Below are 19706 nucleotides of genomic sequence, written 5' to 3'. Positions count from 1 at the left end.
ACTCAGCTAACCGTAAAGCGGTCAGTTGAGTGCTTCATTGACTTTAATTATTGCCAGTATTAACCAGCACGTCGCCAATCGTCTGGTCGACCTGCTTATCTTCGATCCAGTCCTTGCTGGCCGCCACGTAACGCTGGTGGTCCGGGTCGGCAACGTGGTTCCGGTAATTTTCCTCCGACTGGAAGACTTCGTAAATTACCCACTCGTCTGAATGACCCTGCTTGGTCCCGGCGTAAATTGCCAAAATGCCCGGATCAATCTTCAAGGCGTTTTCCAACTGCGCCGTCACCACCCGCTGGTAGTCAGCTTGGTGCCCCGGCTTGACCGTCACTTGGACAATGTTAATCCACAAACCATTTGGAGTGCTGATGTTTAACGCCACGTCCTGGTGGCCCATAAATTGCGGTTCGAGGTCCACCGTCTGGTCGTTGACGATGATCCCGGCCATCTCCTGGTTAAACTGCTGGTACTGGTCAGCGGCAACGTGCTCGTCATAGGCCGCCTGGTTGTTATAGACTTCAAACGTGTAGTTCTTAGTGAGGTCCTCGGGACGGTGGGAGGCATACATCCCAAAGGTCCCGTCCTCAATGGCAACCGCCGTGATCATTTGGCCGCGCCGGGCGTTTAAGTATTCATCATGTGCTTCGGGAGCCGTTTCAATCAGGTGCATCTTATAAACGACGTCCTTGTTCATATTCGTCATGGTTTGAATCCTCTTATTATAGTTCTTGATGGTTATATGATATGCCAAAAGCCTAAAAAAAGTAAACCCAAATCTATTCGGCAGTTTGAAAACGTTTCGGCAATTACCGTTAGAATGCTATAATGAAAACGTAATCGGAATTAATTTGAAGGGAGTCTTTTACCATGCCGATGAACCCAGCAAAAGCACAAGATGTCTGGAAAGATGCTGGTGAACACGTCCAGTTTACTGTATTGGAGCTCAACCGCCAAGACCAGGCCAAAGAACAGGAAGCCATCCAAGAATTCGTGGACCGCTACCAGGCCATTATCCGGTCGCTGCGGATCCGTGATAACAAGGGAAATCTCAAGGCGTCCCTGGGCTTTAGCAGCGCTGCCTGGGACTACCTCTTCCCGGACGCACCGAAGCCAAAGGAGCTGGAACCCTACGAAACCCTGGCCAGTGAGAAATACTCAATGCCCGCTACTAAGGGGGACCTCTTCCTCCACATCCGGGCCAACGATGAGGCCGTTGTCTACGAGCTAATCAGTCAGTGTATGCTCTTCCTCCGGGACTTCACAACGGTAGTCGACGAAACGAAGGGCTTCCGCTACTTTGAGGGCCGGGCGATTATCGGCTTCATCGACGGGACCGAGGCCCCGCAGGTTGAAGATGCTGCCGAATACGCAATCGTCGGCGACGAAGACCCCTTCTTTGAAAATGGTTCCTACGCCTTTGCCCAGAAGTGGCGGCACCACATGGACATCTGGAATAAGCTGACTACCGAAACCCAGGAAAAGGCGGTCGGCCGGAAGAAGTTCAGCGATCTCGAACTGGACGAAAAGGAAAAGTTCCACAACGCCCACAATGTTGCCTCCCAGGCAAAAATCGACGGGGTTGAGCAGAAGATTGTCCGGATGAACGTTCCTTACTCCGACCCGGCAACCGGCAACACCGGGACTTACTTCATCGGCTACTCCCGCTACTGGAAGGTCACGAAGCTGATGCTGCAAAATATGCTGAAGAACGGCGACTACCTGCTGACCTTCTCCGACATCCTATCGGGACAGCTCTTCTTCATCCCGTCCCGCCCGCTGCTCGACCAGATTGCCGACGGTGAATTAAATTAATAATTGACAAGCGGGTCAATTCCTGCTAAGCTAACGTCATTCAAACATTCGGAGGGATCAACCATTGAAATTTTAATTCTACCCATTATTAAGCCGCTTATCGTCCGCGCGCGAACTGGCGGCCCCGAGTAGGATTATTATTTCAAACATTGATCACGATTAATAGCTGGCACGTGCCAGCTGTTTAAAGGTCTGTCCTACCCAGGGCAGGCCTTTTTGCGTCCCTAAACGAAAGGACCGTGATTACTTTGATGCAACCCATTACCATTCGCAACCTCACCTTCGCCTACCCGGGGCAAGCCCCGCTGTTTACCGATTGCAACTTGGACTTCAGCAGTGACTGGCGGCTCGGTCTTCTGGGCCGGAACGGCCGCGGGAAGACCACCCTGATGCAGATTCTTCAAGGGCGGCTGGAATACCAGGGAACGGTCACCAGCAGGCTGAACTTTGCTGTCTTTCCTATGACCATCACCGACCCAACTGCCTTCACCGGGGACGCGCTGCAAGCCGCCATCCCGAATCAGAACCTTGAACAGTGGCAAATCGAACGTGAACTAGGCGTGCTGGGCGTTGATGCCGCCTTATTGTGGCAGCCATACCAAACCTTGAGCGGGGGTGAGCGCACTAAGGTCCAGTTAGCGGCCCTCTTCGCCCAGGACAACGCCTTTTTCCTCCTCGACGAACCGACCAACCACCTGGACCTGGCAGGCCGCCAGCAGGTCGCGGACTACCTGGCCAAGCAGCACAGCGGCTTTATCATTACCAGCCACGACCAGGACTTTCTCGACCGGGTCATTGACCACACCCTCGTGATCGAGCGGCACCAGCTGGTCCTTGGTCAGGGCAACTACTCCGCCTACTTCCAGCAAAAGGAGCAGCGCGACCGCCGCGCCCAAGCCGTCAACCGGCAGCTCAAGACCGAAATCAAGGAGTTGCAGCACACCCGTCAGCAACGGCTCCAATGGGCCCAGCGGGCGGAAAACAAAAAACGGGGGAATTCCCACGCCGATAAGGGCTTCCTCGGGGCCAAGGCCGCCAAAATGATGAAGAAGACCATTTCGACCGCCAACCGCCTCGACCAGACGATCAGTAACCGGCAGGGCCTCCTCAAGAACGTAGAGGAAGTGGTCCCGCTAACGCTCAACTACCAGCCCCACCACCAGCAAACCTTACTGACTGCCGACCGGGTCACGCTGACGATCGACGGTCGCCAGCTCTTTTCACCCCTCACCTGGGCGCTCCACCAGCACGAACAGATCGCCCTGGTCGGCCCGAATGGTGCTGGCAAGAGCAGCCTCATCCGGGCAATCACCGGCCACTTTGCGGGAGAAACTGCCGGCGAGCTCAGTGTTCCCACTGGTCTAACGGTCTCCTATGTCCGCCAAGACTACGCCACTAATACCGGTTCGCTCCGCCAGTTTGCCAGCCAGCATTCCCTACCCTATGACCAGCTCTTGAACCTCCTGCGCAAGCTCGGGATGGAACGGGCGGCCTTTACCGTCCCGATCGAAAAAATGAGCATGGGCCAGCAAAAGAAGGTTGAACTCGCCCGATCGCTGTTAACGCCCGCCCAGCTCTACATCTGGGACGAACCGCTAAACTACTTGGACACTTATAACCAGCAGCAGCTAACGAAGCTCATCAATGAATACCGGCCCCCGCTGCTGTTCGTGGAGCATGACCAGCATTTTATCAATACGATCGCCAGTCAGCAGGTCGCCGTCACCCCACTGGACAGTGCAAACCAGGGTTAAACAAACCGGCGGCCGACACCTAAATTCATTCTGTGCCGACCGCCGGTTGATTATTCACTTTCCAGTTGCTTTAGCCAGTCCAGGAATAATGGCAACCACCTTGCCATGTGCTCATCGGTCCGCTGGTTATTCACGATTCCAGTATAGTAGTTTGCCAGGCCCAGGCCGTGGCCCCCAGTGCTAAACTCGTGCAGCTCGAACGGGACCCGGTTGCGGGCCAGCGCCGCGGTATAGACCGCAATATGGTCCTGGTAAGGCGTCACATCATCCCTTACCGACCCCCAGACAAAGGTTGGCGGGGTCTGGGCGGTGACCAGGGCGGCCACGTTTTCGGTCGTGACCCCCATCCGCTGGTCAATCGTGGGCTGAATTACCGGATAGCCCAAGCCGGCAAAGCGGGCCTTCGTTCCCAGCTGGTTGCTGTACGCGGCCGCGAGCTGCCCGCCGGCGGAAAAGCCGAGGATTCCCAACCGGGCCGGGTCCAGGTCGAGGGCCGCGGCGTGGGCGGTCAGGTAGTCAAAGGCCTGGGCAATCGCCCGTTTGGCGCCCGAATAACTCCGCTGTTCCAGAACCGGATAGCGGACCACGAAGGTTTGAAAGGCCTGGGCTGCTAGCGTGATTGCAACCCGCTCGGTATCCCGCTCCACAATCTGCTTGTAACTGCCGCCCGGGATAATCACGATTCCGGGGAGGGGCACGGTTGTTTTACTATGATAAATGTCAAGCGACGAAGCGGGTTCCATCAGTGAAACATTCTGAATTTCGATAAGATCACCTCATTAACTTAATTGGTCCAAGCGGCAATGGTTGTGCCACCGTTTCTCTGTCAACTATTTTACGCGCATCCGCGATCCCTGACAAAGAAAGCGGCTGCAAAGACCGATTCCCCCTTGCTTCTCACCGTGGGTCTGGTAAAGTGATACGAAGAGAAAGTGATTGGGAGGATTAATACCACGATGCAAATCTTTGCTAAACGGTCATTCTGGCTGGCAGCCGGTATGACTTTAACCTGTTCCGTTGCCGGGGTGCTGCTCGCAAAGCTCCCCTACATCAACCTGATTGGGGCCTTAGTACTCGCCCTGCTCTTAGGGATTGCCATGCAGCTAACCCCACTTCGCCTGCGGCAGGAGGCCAGCGCGGGAACGGCCTTTATTTCCAATAAGTTCCTCCGGCTGGGGATTATCCTGCTCGGTTTCCGTTTAAACCTTACCAAGCTAGCCGCCGCTGGCGTTAAGACAATTTTTGTCGCCGCCTGTGCCGTTACACTCACCATCTTCCTCACCTACTGGCTGAGCCGTAAGTTCGGTGCCGAGGACGAACTGGCAATTTTGACCGCCTGCGGATGCGGGATCTGTGGGGCCGCCGCCGTAATGGGAGTTTCGCCACAGATTGAAACGAACGATGAAGAGCGGAAACGTGAAAATGAGGTCCTCGCCGTCGCGGTCGTTTGCGTGATGGGGACCGTCTTCACCCTCTTAGAAATCGGCCTGAAGCCCCTGCTCCACTTAACTGCGCCCCAGTTTGGCATTGTCGCGGGGGCTTCCCTGCACGAAATCGCCCATGCAGTTGCCGCCGGCGGGGCCTTTGGTCAGGCCAGCCTTGATAACGCCCTGATTATGAAACTATCCCGGGTCCTCCTGCTGGCACCGGTGGCCTTGATTGTCGGCTACTGGTACCAGCACCGCCTGGTGAAAGAAAGCAAGGCCGGTGAAGTCCCGACCCCGAAGCAATTGCCGATTCCGTGGTTCCTGGGCGGTTTTATCCTGACGAGTATTCTGGGAACCTTCCTGCCCTTTTCACAAGGCGTGCTCGACACCCTGGTTCAGGCAGCCTACATCTTCTTGGGAATGGCAATGGCCGCACTGGGGCTGTCGGTTAACTTCAAAGTCATCTTTAAACGGGGTGGTGCCGTCTTTGGGGCGGCAGTCATCAGTTCCACCTGCCTGCTGACCTTTGCAATCATCATGAGCAAGTGGCTATTCTAACCTCGTCAGCTGCTTAGAAAATTCAAATAGCGGTCCAGCGTTCGGGTTGACCGAGCACTGGGCCGCTTTCTGTTTGCTTTATTCGCCTAGCTTTCCCCCGCCAGGTATTCGCCAATGACGTCCATCATTGCCTGCCCATACTGAGCGAGCTTCTGCTGGCCAACCCCGCTGACTTCCAAAAAGTCCCGCTGGGTCTGCGGCTTGAGGCGGGCCATATCGTGAAGGGTTTTATCAGAGAACACCATGAACGGCGGCACGCCCTGCGCATTTGCCAGCTCAAGCCGCTTTTGCCGGAGCTGCTCAAATAAGGCCGCAACGTCCGGACTTTCCTCCAGCTGGGTATGTGACCGGTCCGGTGCCGCTTCCTGGCGCCGGGTGACTTTTTTGTCCCCCCGCAGGACCGCCCAGCCCGCCTGCGCTACCTGGATAACCGGATACTGGGCGCCGGCCGTTTCCAAGAGTTTGGTCGCTAGCAGGTAGTCGATTAAACTGGCCGCGCGCTGCTTGGATAGCTGTTTTAAGCTCCCAAAGCTAGCTAGCCGGCTGGCGCCAATCTCCTGCATCCGTTTATTTTGCGAGCCGGTCAGTGCCTGGGCCACGACGCCCTTACCAAAGCGACCGTGCAATTCTTGGACCATCTTGAGCACCTGCTTGGCTTCAGCCGTAATATCCTGCACCGTTCGCTCATCGGTACAGTTGCTGCAATGCCCACACGGCGGACAGTCCTGCCCAAAGTAGCGGACAATATACTGCTGCAGGCACTCGGGGGTACTGGCATAATTAGCCACCGCCTGCAGTTTTTGGTATTGCAGGTCCCGGTAATCATCGGCCGCGGTCGACTGGTCAATAAACCAGCGGTACTGCCGCAGGTCGTTCGGGTGGTAGATCAGGATTGCTTCACTCGGGAGACCATCACGTCCGGCACGGCCCGCTTCCTGGTAATAGGATTCGATATTCTGGGCGCTCGTCGCGTGAATTACAAAGCGAACATTGCTCTTGTCAATTCCCATTCCAAAAGCACTCGTCGCCACAATCGTACTGACCCGGTCAAATTGAAAGTCATCCTGGACTCGGGCCCGGCTAGCGGGATCCATCCCCGCGTGGTAAGCCGCTACTGAGAGCTGGTGTTCCAGCAGGTAGGCGGTCAGCTGGTCGACCCCTTTCCGGGTATTGACGTAGATAATTCCCGCCTCATCCTGGTGCTTTGCTAAATACTCCCGGATATAGCGCCGACTGCTATTGGTCGGGTGGACAACCTGAAAACTGATGTTGGGCCGGGCAAAGCTGGTGACCACAAAGTTTGCCTTCTCGATTGCCAGCTGCTCGCCAATGTCGGCCTGTACCGCCGGGGTCGCCGTTGCGGTCAGCGCTAAAATGTTGGGCCGGGACCTGAGCTGGTCAATTGCCGCCTTAAGCTGGCGGTAGGCGGGTCGAAAGTCGTGCCCCCACTGGGAAATGCAGTGGGCCTCATCAATTGCCACCAGGTCAACCGGCAGGAAGTTGAGCTGGTAGCGGAAGTATTCCATGTTTAAGCGTTCCGGCGTAACGTAAATCAGCTTGATCCGCCCCTCGTAAGCCTGGCGCAGGATCGGGTTGACCTCGGCCTGGGGAATCGTACTATTAATGGCTGCGGCAGCAATCCCGTTTTGGCGCAGCGCATCAACCTGGTCCTTCATCAAGGAAATCAGGGGCGACACCACGAGGGTGACCCCCGGCTTGACCAGGGCCGGGATCTGGTAGCACAGTGACTTCCCGCCGCCGGTCGGCATAACCGCCAGCACATTTTCACCGTTTATTACCCGGGAAATAACTTCCTTTTGCCCGCTGCGAAATGTTTTAAAGCCAAAATTATCTTTTAAAACCTGCTCTGGTGTCATTACTGCCAGTCCTCCCGTTCAGTCAAACCGCTGCCGCCCGCTTCGCCAGCAGAAGTTTGGTGCTGATCCACGGGCCACCCCACCAGCCATCAATGCCGGTCTTAATGACCCGTATATTATCGATCCCCATATTGCTTAAAACCTGCCGGTACTCGTCCATGTACTTAGTGTCAATGATTACCAGAGTCCCGTCAGCCTTGAGGACCCGGGCGGCCTCTTGCAAGGCCCGGCCCCGTTGAATGGCGGGCGTAATATTATGCAGGGCGGCGTCAATAATAACGTAGTCAAAGTGCTGGCTGGCAAAGGGCAGGTTCATCATTCCACCATCCACCAGTTTAACCCGGTCAGCAAGCTGAGCCGCTGCCACCTGCTGCTTAACCACCGGCAGGGTTTGCCCCCAGGCAGCCACACTGATCACCTTGCCTGGAGCTTGCAAGCGGCGGGCCGCCAGCACAATATCCGCGGGCCGGCCAGCATTAAAGGCCAGGACCTGTGCGTCAGCCGGCAAGCTGAGCCGGTCAAAGAGCCGCCGGAGGATCTTTTCATGGCCACGGGAAATGGTGTGGAAAAAGATCCCCGCCCAGATGATAATCAGAGCCACCCAAACCAGGTTCCAGTATTCGTGACTGGCAAAGGCGGCAAACAGCCCGCTGATGACAGCCAGGAGGGCAATAATACTAATGGTAACAACGGTAATTGCACGGTTTCTCACGGTTGGTTCTCCTTACTTCTGCTTCTGCACAATGTCATTAAGGTGCTGAATGTCGTTAATGTTGCCCACGACGGTAATTTTATCCTGGGGCTGGATGATGTCATTGGCCTGGGGCACCTGGTTAACCTCATCATCCTGGCTTACGATAATGATCACGTTTACCCGGTACCGGTTGCGGAAGTCTAGTTCCTCAAGGGTCTTGCCGAAGAATTTCGGGTTATTGATGCTGAGCTCAGCTAGGGTGGTTTCCTTGCTCAGGGTGACGTAATCGACCATGCTCGGGTTAAGTTGCTGGAAGATGAGCCGCTTTGCCAGGTCATGTTCCGGACGCACCACCATGTCGGCCCCGATCCGTTCTAGGACCCGGGCGTGGTTGACGTTTTCGGCCCGGCAGATGACGTCAGCCGCGCCCAGTTCTTTGGCAATCAGGGTGGCCATGATACTAGCCTCGACGTTCTTACCGATCGAAATGTAAACGTGGTCAAAGTTGCCAATATCGAGTTCACGCAGGGCGTCCTCGTCCTGGGCGTCTGCAACGATCGCCCGCATCACGGTGCCAGCCAGCTCGTTGACCACTTCGGGATTAATATCGATTGCTAAAACTTCCTGACCGGCTTCGACCAGGGAGTCGCAAATTGACGCCCCAAACTGGCCGATTCCAATGACGGCATAACTTTCTTTATTAGCCAATTAACACACTCTCCTCTGGATAACGGTAGCTCTTTACCTTCGGCTGCGAATTAAAGATTGAAAACATCACGGTGTAGATGCCGACCCGGCCGATAAACATCAGGACCATAATTACCAACTGGCCAAAGAGGTTTAGGCTCTGGGTAATTCCTAATGAGATCCCGGTTGTCCCAAACGCCGCCAGGACCTCAAAGGTGACGTACGCTAGTGAATCGTGGGCCGGCAGGTGTTGGGTAAGCACCAACAACAGGATTGCCAGCAGGACGATAAAGAGGGCCACGAAGAACAGGGTCAGCGCGCGGTTGATGTTTTCCTGCGTAAAGCGGCGGTGGGCAAAGTTGGTGTCCCGCTGGCCCCGGAGCGTTGCAATACTCTGGGTCGCCAGCAATCCGATGGTCGTGGTCTTTACCCCACCAGCCGTCGACCCCGGGGTCCCCCCGATGAACATCAAAATAATGGTCACACTGATTCCTGCCGCACTGAGTTTGGTATAGGGGAAGGTAATCAGACCCGCGGTCCGGGGAGTAATCGCCATAAAAACGGTATTTAACAGGCGCTGGGGGCCGCTGATCTGGCTGCTCAGCTGGGCGAGGTTGCGTTCCGTCAGCAAGTACACCAAAAACGAGATTAGAAAAATTACCGCCCCGGTCCGTAACGCCAGCTGGGTGTGGAGGGACAGGTGGTGGTACTTACGAAAATTGAGGAGGTCCTTCCAGACCAAGAAGCCCATGGAGCCAGCTACAATCAGGACCGCCAGTACACAGATCATGTAGGGGTCGTTGAGGTAGTTTTCCATGCTGTTGCCGAAGAGGTCAAAGCCCGCGTTGCAAAAGGCCGAAATCGCGTGAAACACGCTGAACCACAGTCCACGGCCAATCCCATAACGGGGGTAAAAGTCGAAAAACAAGAAAATACTGCCAACCAGCTGGATCAATAGTGAGAGCTTGATAATCAGGTAAACAACACTTAACTGGGAGAGGTGGTCCAGGTTGAGGGCCTCCTGGGTCAGCAAGCGGGTCGACATCCGGACCCGCCGCCGGATCATCAGCGACATCATAACGGCAAAGGTCATGAAGCCCAGTCCCCCCACCTCCATCAAAAGGGCGATTACGGCCTGCCCAAACACGGTCCAGTGGGTTGCCGTGCTGACCAGGGTCAGACCGGTCACACAGGTAGCACTCGTTGACGTAAAGAACGCCGTCATAAAGCTCGTTTGGGCACCGCTGACCGTAGCACAGGGCAAAAGCAGCAGCAGGGTCCCGCTGGCGATCACCAGCAGGAAACCGAGCGTTAGGATTTTGGGGAATGAATATTTCCGCTTGTTGATTTCAATCACGTTCTTGGTCCTCCCATTCATCTCACCAGTTAATTATAATCGTTTTCCCCGCTCGTCGGGAACCCATTTCCCGGATTCTATTTAAAGCCAGCGGTGCACTAGGAAAAGAGCCGAAGATTAGTTCAGCGGCTGTGACATAAGTCTTCTTACACAAAAGGGCTTCAGTGCTCGGCAAAACCGAACTCTGAAGCCCCATTTGTGCTCGCGGGGACTCGTCGTAACCGACTTCTATCTCGCTCCCGCTTGCTGTTTTAGTAACCCTACCACGCTGATGATGTTTGGATGTTAATTGGATGAAAGGAATCGCTTCGTGGTTACTAAACAATTATTATCAAATTGGAAAGGCAAATATCATAATTGCTGGTCCTATTATAGCAAACATTATTGTGAAATAAAACACTAATTTAAAAAGGATAACGTTTATCAACAGCACTTTCCAGAAAAAGGCGTTGTTATAACGGCACTTAGCTAAGCGCCATCTTGTGATTTTTAATACATAACTGCCATCACCACCGGGGCTTTTGTACCCGCACCAACTGGTCTGCTTCGCCCACCGCCAGCAGCAGGGCCTCGCCGGTCGCTAGTGTGCTGGCCGTACTTAGCTTGGGAACAACCGGTAAGGCCGCAAGTTCGTCGCCGCTGCTCAGCCGGTGGACAAGCGCCCGGCCGAATTGGGAGCGTAACCGGGCGGGCAGGTCAAGCGGTGACTGGGTCGTCAAAAGCAGTTGCAGGTTAACCTTCCGCCCCTCCCGCAGCAGCTGGAAGATCCCATTATGGCTCAGTTCCTGATCCGCCGCCGGCAGGTAGCGGTGGGCCTCGTCAAGGACGATCTTAACGGCTGGCTGGGGCTGGTCGCGCCGGGCCAAGCGGTTGTTCAAGACCTGCTTGAAAAGCTCGGAAAGCAGCGCCCCCTGCTGGCGTTCATACCGGCGCAGGAGGGAGAGGTCAATCACCAGGGTCCGGTGGCTGCTCCGGTGCTGCAAAAACAGCTTGAGAACAAAGCCCAGCTCGGTCTTTGCCATCCCCGGATGGCCCTGGGTGTCGAAGAGGTCACGAAAGGCCGGACTCGCCAGCCGTTCCCGCAGGTCGGTCAGCAGGCCCCAATCATGTCTGATTTGTTCCCGGTCGTAGGTCTGACCGCACAGCGAATAATCTGCCTGGTCGTCAGCAAAGGGGATCACCGCCTCCTCCAGCAGCTGCTGGGGCAGTTCGGCAATGGCGTAGTCGCGACTCCAGGCACTAAGCTGATTCAATAAAGACTGGTACCGCGCTAGTGGCCGGCCAACTTTCTTTAGGGGCCCCGGTTGTTGAAGGAGGTTGCGCTGAATCCGCAGGGCGTTCATCGCCCGGGACATTTGCCGTTCTAACCGTTCGGGCAGGTCCAGCCCCAGGACCGCCTGGAGCTCCCCCGGGTCGAGCCGCCCCGCCTCCAGGTAGGCGTTGCCGCCTAAGCGGTAGGTAACCGCGTGGGGTAACTGGGCGTACTCCCCCGTCGGGTCAAACACGATCGCCGTCTGGTCAGTCTGCTGCAACTGGTCAAGCAGTGCCAACGCGGTCGTTGTCTTCCCGCTGCCGGTCTGACCGACAACCAAAAGGTGCTGGTCGGTCAGCGGCCGGTGAACCGGGCGGCCCGTCCGCAAGTCCGTCATTGCTGTCATTTTTCCTGCTCCTTTCCAACTCGGGCTAACGTCACCTGCATTATATCATTAATCTTTTCTAAAGCGCGGCTGATTAGTTGGCGTAATTAGACCTAATCTGCTAAAATGTTGACTATCAAGGAGTGATTTATTTTTGGATTTAGACATACAACCCGTGAGGTTGAGTTTAAGCAACTATCAAGACGTTAAGCAGCTGTACTACCGGGCCTTCCCTAAGTACGAACGGGAACCCTGGCACTGGATGATTTTAAAAAGCAAGTTCCGCCAGGCGGACTTTATGGCCTTCTACGACCAGGGGCAGTTCGTGGGCTTTGCTTACGTCATCCACAGTCACGGTTTCCACTACATCCTCTTTCTGGCCGTCAATGACCAGTTACGGTCACGGGGGTACGGCAGTCGGATTATCAACCAGCTCCGGGCACTCTACCCGAGCGACTCGCTGGTCCTCGACATTGAGCAGCCCGACCCTGCCGCGGCAAATAACCGGCAGCGCCTGCGCCGACTGGCCTTTTACCGGAAGAACGGCTTTTACTTAACGCCCAAGAAATTAGAAGAGGACCAGGTAACCTACCGGGTTCTGGCAACTAAAAAACACATCAACCAGCAAAAGGTCGATGGTATCTTTGAGTGGTTTTCCTGGCCGCTCGGCTGGTTTATCCAGTAAGTAAATACAAGTTTTGACCGTCCGGGTTTCCCGGGCGGCTTTTTTATAACTTTTAATGTATATTTATCGAATTTTTAAAATAAATATTGAATAATTATTCATTTAAGCGTATATTAATTAGCAATTACTAATTACTCACGCAAAGGAGAAAATGACTATGAAGCACCTCAAGCACTACTTAATGCTATTAACCATCATCGCTTCAATCATCATCGCCCCGCTAACCGCTCTTGCGGATAGCGGCACGGCCAGTTCTGCCACGACTAGCTCTACGACCAGCGCAGCGACTGATGATTCCCTGCAAAAGATTAAGCAAAAGGGCGTGCTCGTTGTCGGCACCAGTGCCGGCTACCCGCCCTTTGAATTTACCACCAAAAAGGACGGCAAAACGGAATACGTCGGTTTTGAAATGTCTTTGGCCCGGCAGCTCGCCAAGGACCTGGGAGTGAAGCTGGAAATCAAGAATATGGACTTTGACTCCCTCCTGGTGGCCCTTGAATCGCACAAGATCGACGTGGCCATTGCCGGTATCAACATTACTCCCGAGCGTGAGAAGAGCGTCGACTTTTCCAAGACCTACCATAAGGGAACCAAGTATTTCCTGATCCATAAGCAGGATAAGGACAAGTATAAGAACTACATGGACTTCAAGGGGAAGACCGTCGGAACCGAAAACGGCGCCATGGAATACGCCATGATTAAAAAGTACATCCCCGACGTTCACGAAAAGGGCCTCTCCAAGTGGTCGTCCCTGGTCATTGCCCTGCAGGCCCACAAGCTGGACGGGGTCTTGATGGACTCCGCTACCGCCAAGGCCTTTGCCCAAAATAATCCCGACCTCTACGCCTTTAATTCGCACATGAAGGTAACCAGCGACGGGGTTGCGGTCGCCCTGCCGAAGGGTGCCAACAGCCTGAAAGCCGCGGTTAACCAGACGGTCGATAAGGTCAACCGGGAAGACCTGATTAACAAGAAGTGGCTCCCCGAAGCGGCCAAGTACATGCGGGCCTCCCAAAAAACTAATACCGTCGCTAGTTACTGGACCTTCTTTGTCAAGGGGGTTGAATACACCCTGCTGATTACGGTTCTCGCGGTCATCTGCGGCTTCCTGATCGGGATCCTCTTCGCCCTGATGCGGCTGTCCAGCAGCAAGCTCCTCCACTCAATTGCCATCTGCTACATTGAATTTATTCGGGGCACCCCGATGCTGGTCCAGATCATGTTCGTCTACTTCGGAATTGGGGCGATTATTCAGTCCATGCCGGCCCTGGTCGCCGGGATCATCGCCGTGGCGATTAACTCCGGGGCCTACGTCGCCGAAATTATCCGGTCTGGTATCCAGTCGTTGCCATTGGGTCAGACGGAAGCAGCCCGGAGCCTGGGAATGACCAAGCGGCAAACATTCCGTTACGTCATCATGCCCCAGGCCCTCAAAAACATTTGGCCGGCCCTCGGCAACGAATTTATCACCCTGCTCAAGGATAGTTCGCTGGTTTCGACCATCGGGGTAACCGAGCTGATGTACCAGACCCAGCTGGTCCAGGCCGACACCTACAAGGGGGTCCTGCCGCTCTTCATCACGATGATGATTTACTTCTTCCTGACCTTTACCCTGACCAGGATCCTCAACCACTTTGAAAAGAAATTTCAACACGCCTAACTAATGGGAGTGGGAAATAACCTCCTCGACAAGGCGTATGGCTAACCTAGAACGATAGTTGGCACGGTACGGGCCAGCTATCGTTCGTAGTTAGACACTAGCCTTGTGGTTATTTTCCACGTTATCTTTGTAATAGTTAAGAACTAGCAAGAGGCTGGTGAGAAAAAAACTAGTTTTCTCACCAGCCCCCTTTAATTTAGCTTCAATCATAACCAAAAAAGCCGCCCACACGTTTCATTCAACGTGCAGGCGGCACCGACTAGTTAATCCTTCCCCACTCCTTAGAACTCGGCTAAGCAGCAGACCAGGCACTCCGTCTAAGGTCAATTTTCCAGAAACGTAGACCGCACCAGGCAGTGAACGAATTTGCTAAAGTGGTAACTCAAGCCAACCATCACCGGGACAATTTGAAATTGCCGGGAAATGGCTTGAGCAAGCGCGTCCGATATCTAAACGGCAAACCAGGTACTGGTCCGCCAGAAATGGTTATCTGGGGATTCACCGTTAAAATGCTAGAACACACCAGCCCCTGCTCCCGGCCGAATAAGTGATACGGTACCCGGCCGAGCGCCGCTGAACCCGAAGTAAACGCGCTCGGTCGGCTCACCGGCGTTGCACCGCTCAGCCTCAGCGACCAAGCTGCCGGCAGCCGAACGCCACTTCGTCCGCTGCGTGAGGATGAAATAATTGAATACCACTCGCTTCAAAGACCAGCCCGTAAACGCGGACCGACCCTAGCGGAATTGGGGAAGCCGTTGCCAACCATTTGACGCTCAATTTGAGCCGCGCTTTTACCAAGCACGGTCAAGCCCACAGTCGTCTTTGGCAATGGTGACTTCTCCAATTCGTCTGGTCCGAACGGTCAAGCCTTTCTCAATCGCAAAGTCTACGTCAGAAACACTAACCTGTCCGGCAGTGCACTGACTGCCGGCGACATTTTTACCGCATCATCCCGGTGCCATTAAGGATGGCGAAGACTACCACCGGCAATCTTGCCATCCTTAACTTGGGCTTGTTGTTAATAACCACTACAACACCGTTTCCACAAGGCGTTCAGCAATCCCCCCGCCAAGATTTGGTTAGCAGGTCACTCCATTGTTCGCAATTTGACCCTTCCTAACGGTTTTGTACATAGATGCCAAGGGTGTAAACAGATTTATTGTAATATCAAGTGTAAGCACAATTATTTTAGGAAGAAGATCAGCTGCTCGCGGCCCTGGACAATTTGAAGCCGCGCAGTTTGAAATTATGGAGATGTTTAATAATTATCAGGGGATCCACGCCAAACAGCGGGGAAAAGCAGCCGTGTACAAGAACCGGCCCGATAAAGGACAATTAGAAATCATGCTGCGCGCCCGAATGGCTTCTCGCCAATTGTGGTCACTGCATTTCTAGGTAAATGATTAGATGGGCAAGCAGTAATCGTTAAATCAGCTCGAGGAAAGTTAGTTTCACTGATTCCACAATCAAGCTGGTCAGCCTAATCAACTCAATTATCCGCAGTTGCGAAGAATTCTTTGCGACATAAACCAAGCTGACCATGGTTAGAAACACAATCGGGTGCGCCGCCGTACTGATGATCGGTCCGCGGCCTTGTACTACGGCTTTTTGCTATCGCTGGTGAGATCAGTCTGCGGGGCATTGGCTACCCGTTTTTTACTGTCTGATTCACCGACTGACCCCAGCGCCTGATTAGAAATGCGGCCGCCGCACTAGAATTGGCGCCGGTTGGCAAACTCGTCCCAAAACTAGCTCATCACCCAGAGGCGCGAGCTAGTTTCCCAGTCCACCCCAGTTAACAAGCTGCTGGGAACGGGATGGGGAACGAACTAGTGCAACCGTTCGGCCAAACTTTTGCAGTGCGGTTGGGAGTGTCAATCAGCCGAGCAGTGAAAAATCACTAAGCCGACCACTAGGTAAACCAAGAATGTTAGCTTCCTTCATGGGTTTGTAACCGTTGATGACCTGTCATTGGTGCCGGTCCCCTCCAGGCGCAACGAAGGTGAAAACGCGCTAAACCAACCAGCAACTACGCAGTGTGGGAACCACAGCGGCGAAATTGTGATCGCGAGCGGGGCGGGGACTTTGAAAACACCAGCGGCGAATTAGCTAATGGCCGCTCGTACTGAGCATAGCCATTATCCACGAATGCCGGTCAGTACCGGCAGCGCACCGCTAGTCAAAGGCCCTAAAGAGTCAGCGCAACGGTTAATATAAAAGTAATCTCCCCCTTTCAGGCCCAAGTCCTAATAGCGGCGGTCGCTCAATCGTTTTCAAAGAGGTCCACCCGCTATTTGTGGTTTCAGAATACCGTTTTTTTTTTTTTTTTCTAAGGGGATTGTTAATACTTGTTATTTATATAAATATAATCATTTTACGTCATTATATTAGTGTGGTAAAATGAAATTGGCTTTGTGTATTCGTGCGCAAGGCCCTTTTTTATTTTAGCGGCCGTTGATAGTAAGCGGTTTCCCTTATCTAGGGATAACGGAGTGGCCCTAGTAAACATCTGGTAAAAAAGTTTTTTATTTGCTTAACGCATGAAAATTCAATCATTTAAGGCCGAGTTCACCGGTGTTGGTGCGCTGTGCTAACGCCGGTTCGTGATGGTTAAATTTGTTGGTAAAATTTGCTATGACGGAGATGGCCTTCAGTGTTCACCCGGTAAGTGAACCAGGTGGGGACTTGGTTGGTTGAAACGGCAAAGTGGGGCCACGGCAGAAATATTTCTGCCGTGGCCCCGCCCCAATACTTTATTAAAGAAAATTACATATAATTAAGGTCATCGTACTTCGTACCGGCTTGCTGCTTGGCCATGCTCTGGCTCTGGTAGTACACGGCCGTGACGTGCATATCCGCGCCGCCCGTTTCCACCAGTACCTTGACCTGCTGGCCGTTGATCGTTTCGGTGTGGACTGCATAGTAGGCCCCGTCGCCGGCGGTCTGCTGCCAGCCGCGCAGGTTTAACCAGCGCATCCCATGGGCGTTGTCAAAGGTTCCCCGCATCCAGTTCTTGGTGGCCCGGCCGATTGCCTGGCTGGTTGCGTTATTCTCGTCCTGCAAGAAGGCGGGACTTTGCTTGTAGATGGTTACCTGGTCGCCATCATTATCGCCACCGGTATACTTGAAGGTGTGCGCACCAAAGGTCACGGAACCCGGTTCACCATTATCAGCCGTATACCAGGTTCCCTGCAGCTCGCTCGGGACATCCACCGGGCCCTCGTTACCGTACTGGCCGGTACTCGTGGAAGCCTTGCCAGTTTGGGCGTCCCTGCTTGCGGGTGTGGTCAGGCCCCCGTTGGTCTTGTCAACCACCTTGGTGCCCGTCGCTAGGTTGTTAACCAGCTGGCCCTGGCCGTTGTGATTGAGGTACTGCACCATCTCTGCCCGGCTTACCGTGGTCAGTTTCTTGGCCTGGCCAGACTGGGCGTCCTCGTAGATCGTCACATTGTTGCCATTAACGGTGTAAACCAGGCCGGTGTCCTTGCCGTTGGCCGTGACGTTGTAGGCGACCCCCTGGCCGTTATCGCTCAGCTGGTACTTGTTCGTCCGGTAGAGGCTCACCTGCAGGCCGTTTTGCTGGCCCGCCTTGGCAGTCGTCGCCCAATCGTTGCCGTACTTATTGCCTGCGTAAGCCGTAATCACGGCAACCGTCTGTTGGGGAGTCAGGTTATCCTGGCTAATCTTGTTATCAGTCTTCGGCGCCAGAAGGCTGGAGGAGGTGGCGGAGGACGTGTCCTTGCTGGTGGCTTGGTTTCCACAACCGGCCAGGAGCAAGGCGAGACCCGTCACAAGGGTAATTCCCAATTTCTGATGATTCATAATTTACTTCCTTATTAAATAAGATTATTTTTCAATATACACCTCTCCCGGTGGAAAGTAAAAGCGGTTGGGAATTAACTCAGCCGCCTTATTCTTTTGACCCAACCCCTAATAGCTGTGCTGTGCGTCGATGGAGAACTAGGCAAGCCAGTTCTTCCACCATTAAGCCTGCCGAGGCCGGTTTAGTTTCCGCTCGCCAAAGTTTAATAAGCGGGTCAGGGTGAAAGTCAGGATGAAGTAAATCAGCATCGCGACCCCCAGCGGCAGGACCCCCTTGTAGGTGGCGGACTGAACCAGCTGGGTTTGGTACATCAGCTCCGTAACCCCAATGACGGACGCCAGCGAACTATCCTTGAGCAGGGTAATAAACTCGTTGCCAAGGGCCGGCCAAATATTCCGGACCGCCTGCGGCAGAACAACGTAACGCATCGTCAGCCGCTTGCTCATTCCCAGGCTCCGGCTGGCCTCCACCTGGCCGGCACTGACCGCCTGAATCCCTGACCGGATGATTTCGGCCACGTAGGCCCCGGAATTAATGGAGATGGCAATAATCCCGGCAATCACCGCCGGCATGGATTGGATAATCGCCCCGATGCCGAAGTAGACGAACATAATCTGGACCATCATTGGCGTACCCCGGATAAATTCAATATAAGCGACCGCCAGTCCATGTAGCACCAGGTTAGCCGACCGCCGCATTAGGGCCAGCAGTAAACCGAGGATGATCCCAAACAAAGCGGAGCAAACCGCGATGATAATCGTGTAGCCAACCCCTTTGGCAAAGTAGTTCCAGTAATTCCACATGGTGTTCTGCTTGGCACCCTGGCTCATGTACTTACCAGCCCGGGGAACGTATTCCTTATCAAAGGTATTGTGTTTCTGCAGCTTGGTGATGGTCTTATTTACCGCCGCCACCAGCTCGGGCGAATTTTTGGCTACCGCGACGGCCGTCCCCTGCTGGCCGCTAATCTTGAAATGCGGGTCGAGGGTGGTGAGCTTGGCGTTGTTAGCGACAAAGGCTTTCGCCCGGGTCGAATCCATCACTACCCCATCGACCTTGTGGGATTGCAGGGCGATGATTAAATTATTGACCCGGTCCAGGCCCTTCAGTTTGGCGCCCTTGACCTGCTGCTTGGCAATGTCATACTGTTCCGACCCGTTTTGCGCCCCGATCACGTGCCCCTTGAAGTCGCTCAGGTGCTTATACTTGGCCTTGTCAGACTTGTTAATCACGATGTACTGACTGTCGCCATAGTAAACTTTGGAAAAGTCGACACTCTTGGCCCGCTCTGGCGTGGGGCTCATCGCGGCAATCACCATGTCCACTTTATGGGTTTCCAAAGCAACTAAGAGGGAGTCAAAGTTCATCACCTTAAACTCGGCCTTGACACCCAGGTCCTTGGCAATCTGCTTGCCCAGGTCGATGTCAATACCGACCCGTTTGTTGACCCCGTGTTCCTTCACCGAAAATTCGTAGGGCGGATAGTCGGCCGCGGTCCCAATGACGAGTTTGCCCCGCTTCTTGATGGCGGCAATGCTTTCTACCTGGTCAGCATTACCACTGTTCGTTTCCGGTGTGGCAGCCAGCGCCGACCCCGTTGTTAAAACCAGCGGCAAGATTAGCGTCAGCAATAATAATTGCAATCCTTTCTTCATATCAGTGCCCTTCTTTAACTTTATTTGTCAAATAATATACACCTATATGTTTAAATATTCAATATCATGGCTTGAAAAGA

The 19706-nt window shown here is 54.1% G+C and carries 15 protein-coding genes; 6 read left to right on the top strand and 9 right to left on the bottom strand.

Annotated features, from left to right (window positions below; genetic code table 11):
* Positions 1-43 precede the first annotated feature (43 nt).
* Positions 44-703 (bottom strand): putative quinol monooxygenase, encoded by a 660-nt coding sequence (locus tag HMPREF0494_RS05840; protein WP_007124031.1) that lies wholly within the window; start codon positions 701-703, stop codon positions 44-46.
* A gap of 164 nt (positions 704-867) precedes the next feature.
* Between HMPREF0494_RS05840 and HMPREF0494_RS05835 the strand changes: the two genes are divergently transcribed.
* Positions 868-1812 (top strand): Dyp-type peroxidase, encoded by a 945-nt coding sequence (locus HMPREF0494_RS05835; protein ID WP_007124030.1) that lies wholly within the window; start codon positions 868-870, stop codon positions 1810-1812.
* A gap of 251 nt (positions 1813-2063) precedes the next feature.
* Positions 2064-3566: a ribosomal protection-like ABC-F family protein gene (gene abc-f / locus HMPREF0494_RS05830; protein ID WP_007124029.1), complete on the top strand. Its 1503-nt coding sequence runs from the start codon at positions 2064-2066 to the stop codon at positions 3564-3566.
* A gap of 50 nt (positions 3567-3616) precedes the next feature.
* On the opposite strand, the gene HMPREF0494_RS05825 is transcribed toward abc-f, so the two are convergent.
* Positions 3617-4333, bottom strand: coding sequence for an alpha/beta hydrolase (locus tag HMPREF0494_RS05825; RefSeq protein ID WP_040458850.1), 717 nt, complete (start codon positions 4331-4333; stop codon positions 3617-3619).
* Between the two features lie 189 nt (positions 4334-4522).
* On the opposite strand from HMPREF0494_RS05825, the gene HMPREF0494_RS05820 reads away from it, so the two are divergent.
* Entirely contained in the window at positions 4523-5551 is a 1029-nt protein-coding gene (locus HMPREF0494_RS05820; RefSeq protein WP_007124027.1) for a YeiH family protein, read from the top strand.
* Positions 5552-5637: 86 nt separating this feature from the next.
* Here the strand turns inward: HMPREF0494_RS05820 and recQ are convergent, their stop codons facing one another.
* The 5 genes from recQ to HMPREF0494_RS05795 all read right to left on the bottom strand — a co-directional run bounded on the left by recQ (position 5638) and on the right by HMPREF0494_RS05795 (position 11824).
* Positions 5638-7428, bottom strand: a complete 1791-nt coding sequence (gene recQ / locus HMPREF0494_RS05815) for a DNA helicase RecQ (RefSeq protein WP_007124026.1) — start codon at positions 7426-7428, stop codon at positions 5638-5640.
* A gap of 22 nt (positions 7429-7450) precedes the next feature.
* Positions 7451-8140 (bottom strand): class I SAM-dependent methyltransferase, encoded by a 690-nt coding sequence (locus HMPREF0494_RS05810; protein ID WP_007124025.1) that lies wholly within the window; start codon positions 8138-8140, stop codon positions 7451-7453.
* 12 nt (positions 8141-8152) lie between these two features.
* A complete protein-coding gene (locus tag HMPREF0494_RS05805) occupies positions 8153-8830 on the bottom strand; it encodes a potassium channel family protein (RefSeq protein WP_007124024.1) in 678 nt (225 codons plus the stop codon).
* Entirely contained in the window at positions 8823-10166 is a 1344-nt protein-coding gene (locus HMPREF0494_RS05800; RefSeq protein WP_040458849.1) for a TrkH family potassium uptake protein, read from the bottom strand. The genes HMPREF0494_RS05805 and HMPREF0494_RS05800 overlap by 8 nt, the downstream gene beginning before the upstream one ends.
* Positions 10167-10672: 506 nt before the next feature.
* On the bottom strand, positions 10673-11824 hold the full coding sequence (locus HMPREF0494_RS05795; RefSeq protein WP_007124022.1) for an ATP-binding protein: 1152 nt from the start codon (positions 11822-11824) through the stop codon (positions 10673-10675).
* Between the two features lie 154 nt (positions 11825-11978).
* Between HMPREF0494_RS05795 and HMPREF0494_RS05790 the strand changes: the two genes are divergently transcribed.
* From HMPREF0494_RS05790 to HMPREF0494_RS11480, 3 genes are all read left to right on the top strand, one after another.
* On the top strand, positions 11979-12488 hold the full coding sequence (locus HMPREF0494_RS05790; RefSeq protein WP_225430257.1) for a GNAT family N-acetyltransferase: 510 nt from the start codon (positions 11979-11981) through the stop codon (positions 12486-12488).
* A 157-nt stretch (positions 12489-12645) separates the two neighbouring features.
* Positions 12646-14148, top strand: coding sequence for an ABC transporter substrate-binding protein/permease (locus tag HMPREF0494_RS05785; RefSeq protein ID WP_040458848.1), 1503 nt, complete (start codon positions 12646-12648; stop codon positions 14146-14148).
* A 1248-nt stretch (positions 14149-15396) separates the two neighbouring features.
* Positions 15397-15543: a hypothetical protein gene (locus HMPREF0494_RS11480; RefSeq protein WP_204365258.1), complete on the top strand. Its 147-nt coding sequence runs from the start codon at positions 15397-15399 to the stop codon at positions 15541-15543.
* A gap of 1371 nt (positions 15544-16914) precedes the next feature.
* On the opposite strand, the gene HMPREF0494_RS05780 is transcribed toward HMPREF0494_RS11480, so the two are convergent.
* Both HMPREF0494_RS05780 and HMPREF0494_RS05775 read right to left on the bottom strand, forming a co-directional pair.
* A complete protein-coding gene (locus HMPREF0494_RS05780; protein WP_007124014.1) occupies positions 16915-17970 on the bottom strand; it encodes a hypothetical protein in 1056 nt (351 codons plus the stop codon).
* A 162-nt stretch (positions 17971-18132) separates the two neighbouring features.
* Positions 18133-19626 (bottom strand): ABC transporter substrate-binding protein/permease, encoded by a 1494-nt coding sequence (locus tag HMPREF0494_RS05775; protein WP_007124013.1) that lies wholly within the window; start codon positions 19624-19626, stop codon positions 18133-18135.
* Positions 19627-19706: the final 80 nt, after the last annotated feature.

This window comes from Limosilactobacillus antri DSM 16041 (assembly GCF_000160835.1).
Classification (GTDB): Bacteria; Bacillota; Bacilli; order Lactobacillales; family Lactobacillaceae; genus Limosilactobacillus; species Limosilactobacillus antri.
Note: the sequence above shows the minus strand (reverse complement) of the source record. Positions and strands in the feature narration are given on the sequence as shown.

Bases quoted from the DNA above. Each gene is read 5' to 3' on its own strand.
- HMPREF0494_RS05820 (WP_007124027.1), top strand. From the start codon at position 4,523: ATGCAAATCTTTGCTAAACGGTCATTCTGGCTGGCAGCCGGTATGACT.
- HMPREF0494_RS05775 (WP_007124013.1), bottom strand. From the start codon at position 19,626: ATGAAGAAAGGATTGCAATTATTATTGCTGACGCTAATCTTGCCGCTG.
- HMPREF0494_RS05780 (WP_007124014.1), bottom strand. From the start codon at position 17,970: ATGAATCATCAGAAATTGGGAATTACCCTTGTGACGGGTCTCGCCTTG.
- HMPREF0494_RS05785 (WP_040458848.1), top strand. From the start codon at position 12,646: ATGAAGCACCTCAAGCACTACTTAATGCTATTAACCATCATCGCTTCA.
- recQ (WP_007124026.1), bottom strand. From the start codon at position 7,428: ATGACACCAGAGCAGGTTTTAAAAGATAATTTTGGCTTTAAAACATTT.
- HMPREF0494_RS11480 (WP_204365258.1), top strand. From the start codon at position 15,397: ATGGAGATGTTTAATAATTATCAGGGGATCCACGCCAAACAGCGGGGA.
- abc-f (WP_007124029.1), top strand. From the start codon at position 2,064: ATGCAACCCATTACCATTCGCAACCTCACCTTCGCCTACCCGGGGCAA.
- HMPREF0494_RS05840 (WP_007124031.1), bottom strand. From the start codon at position 703: ATGACGAATATGAACAAGGACGTCGTTTATAAGATGCACCTGATTGAA.
- HMPREF0494_RS05835 (WP_007124030.1), top strand. From the start codon at position 868: ATGCCGATGAACCCAGCAAAAGCACAAGATGTCTGGAAAGATGCTGGT.
- HMPREF0494_RS05795 (WP_007124022.1), bottom strand. From the start codon at position 11,824: ATGACAGCAATGACGGACTTGCGGACGGGCCGCCCGGTTCACCGGCCG.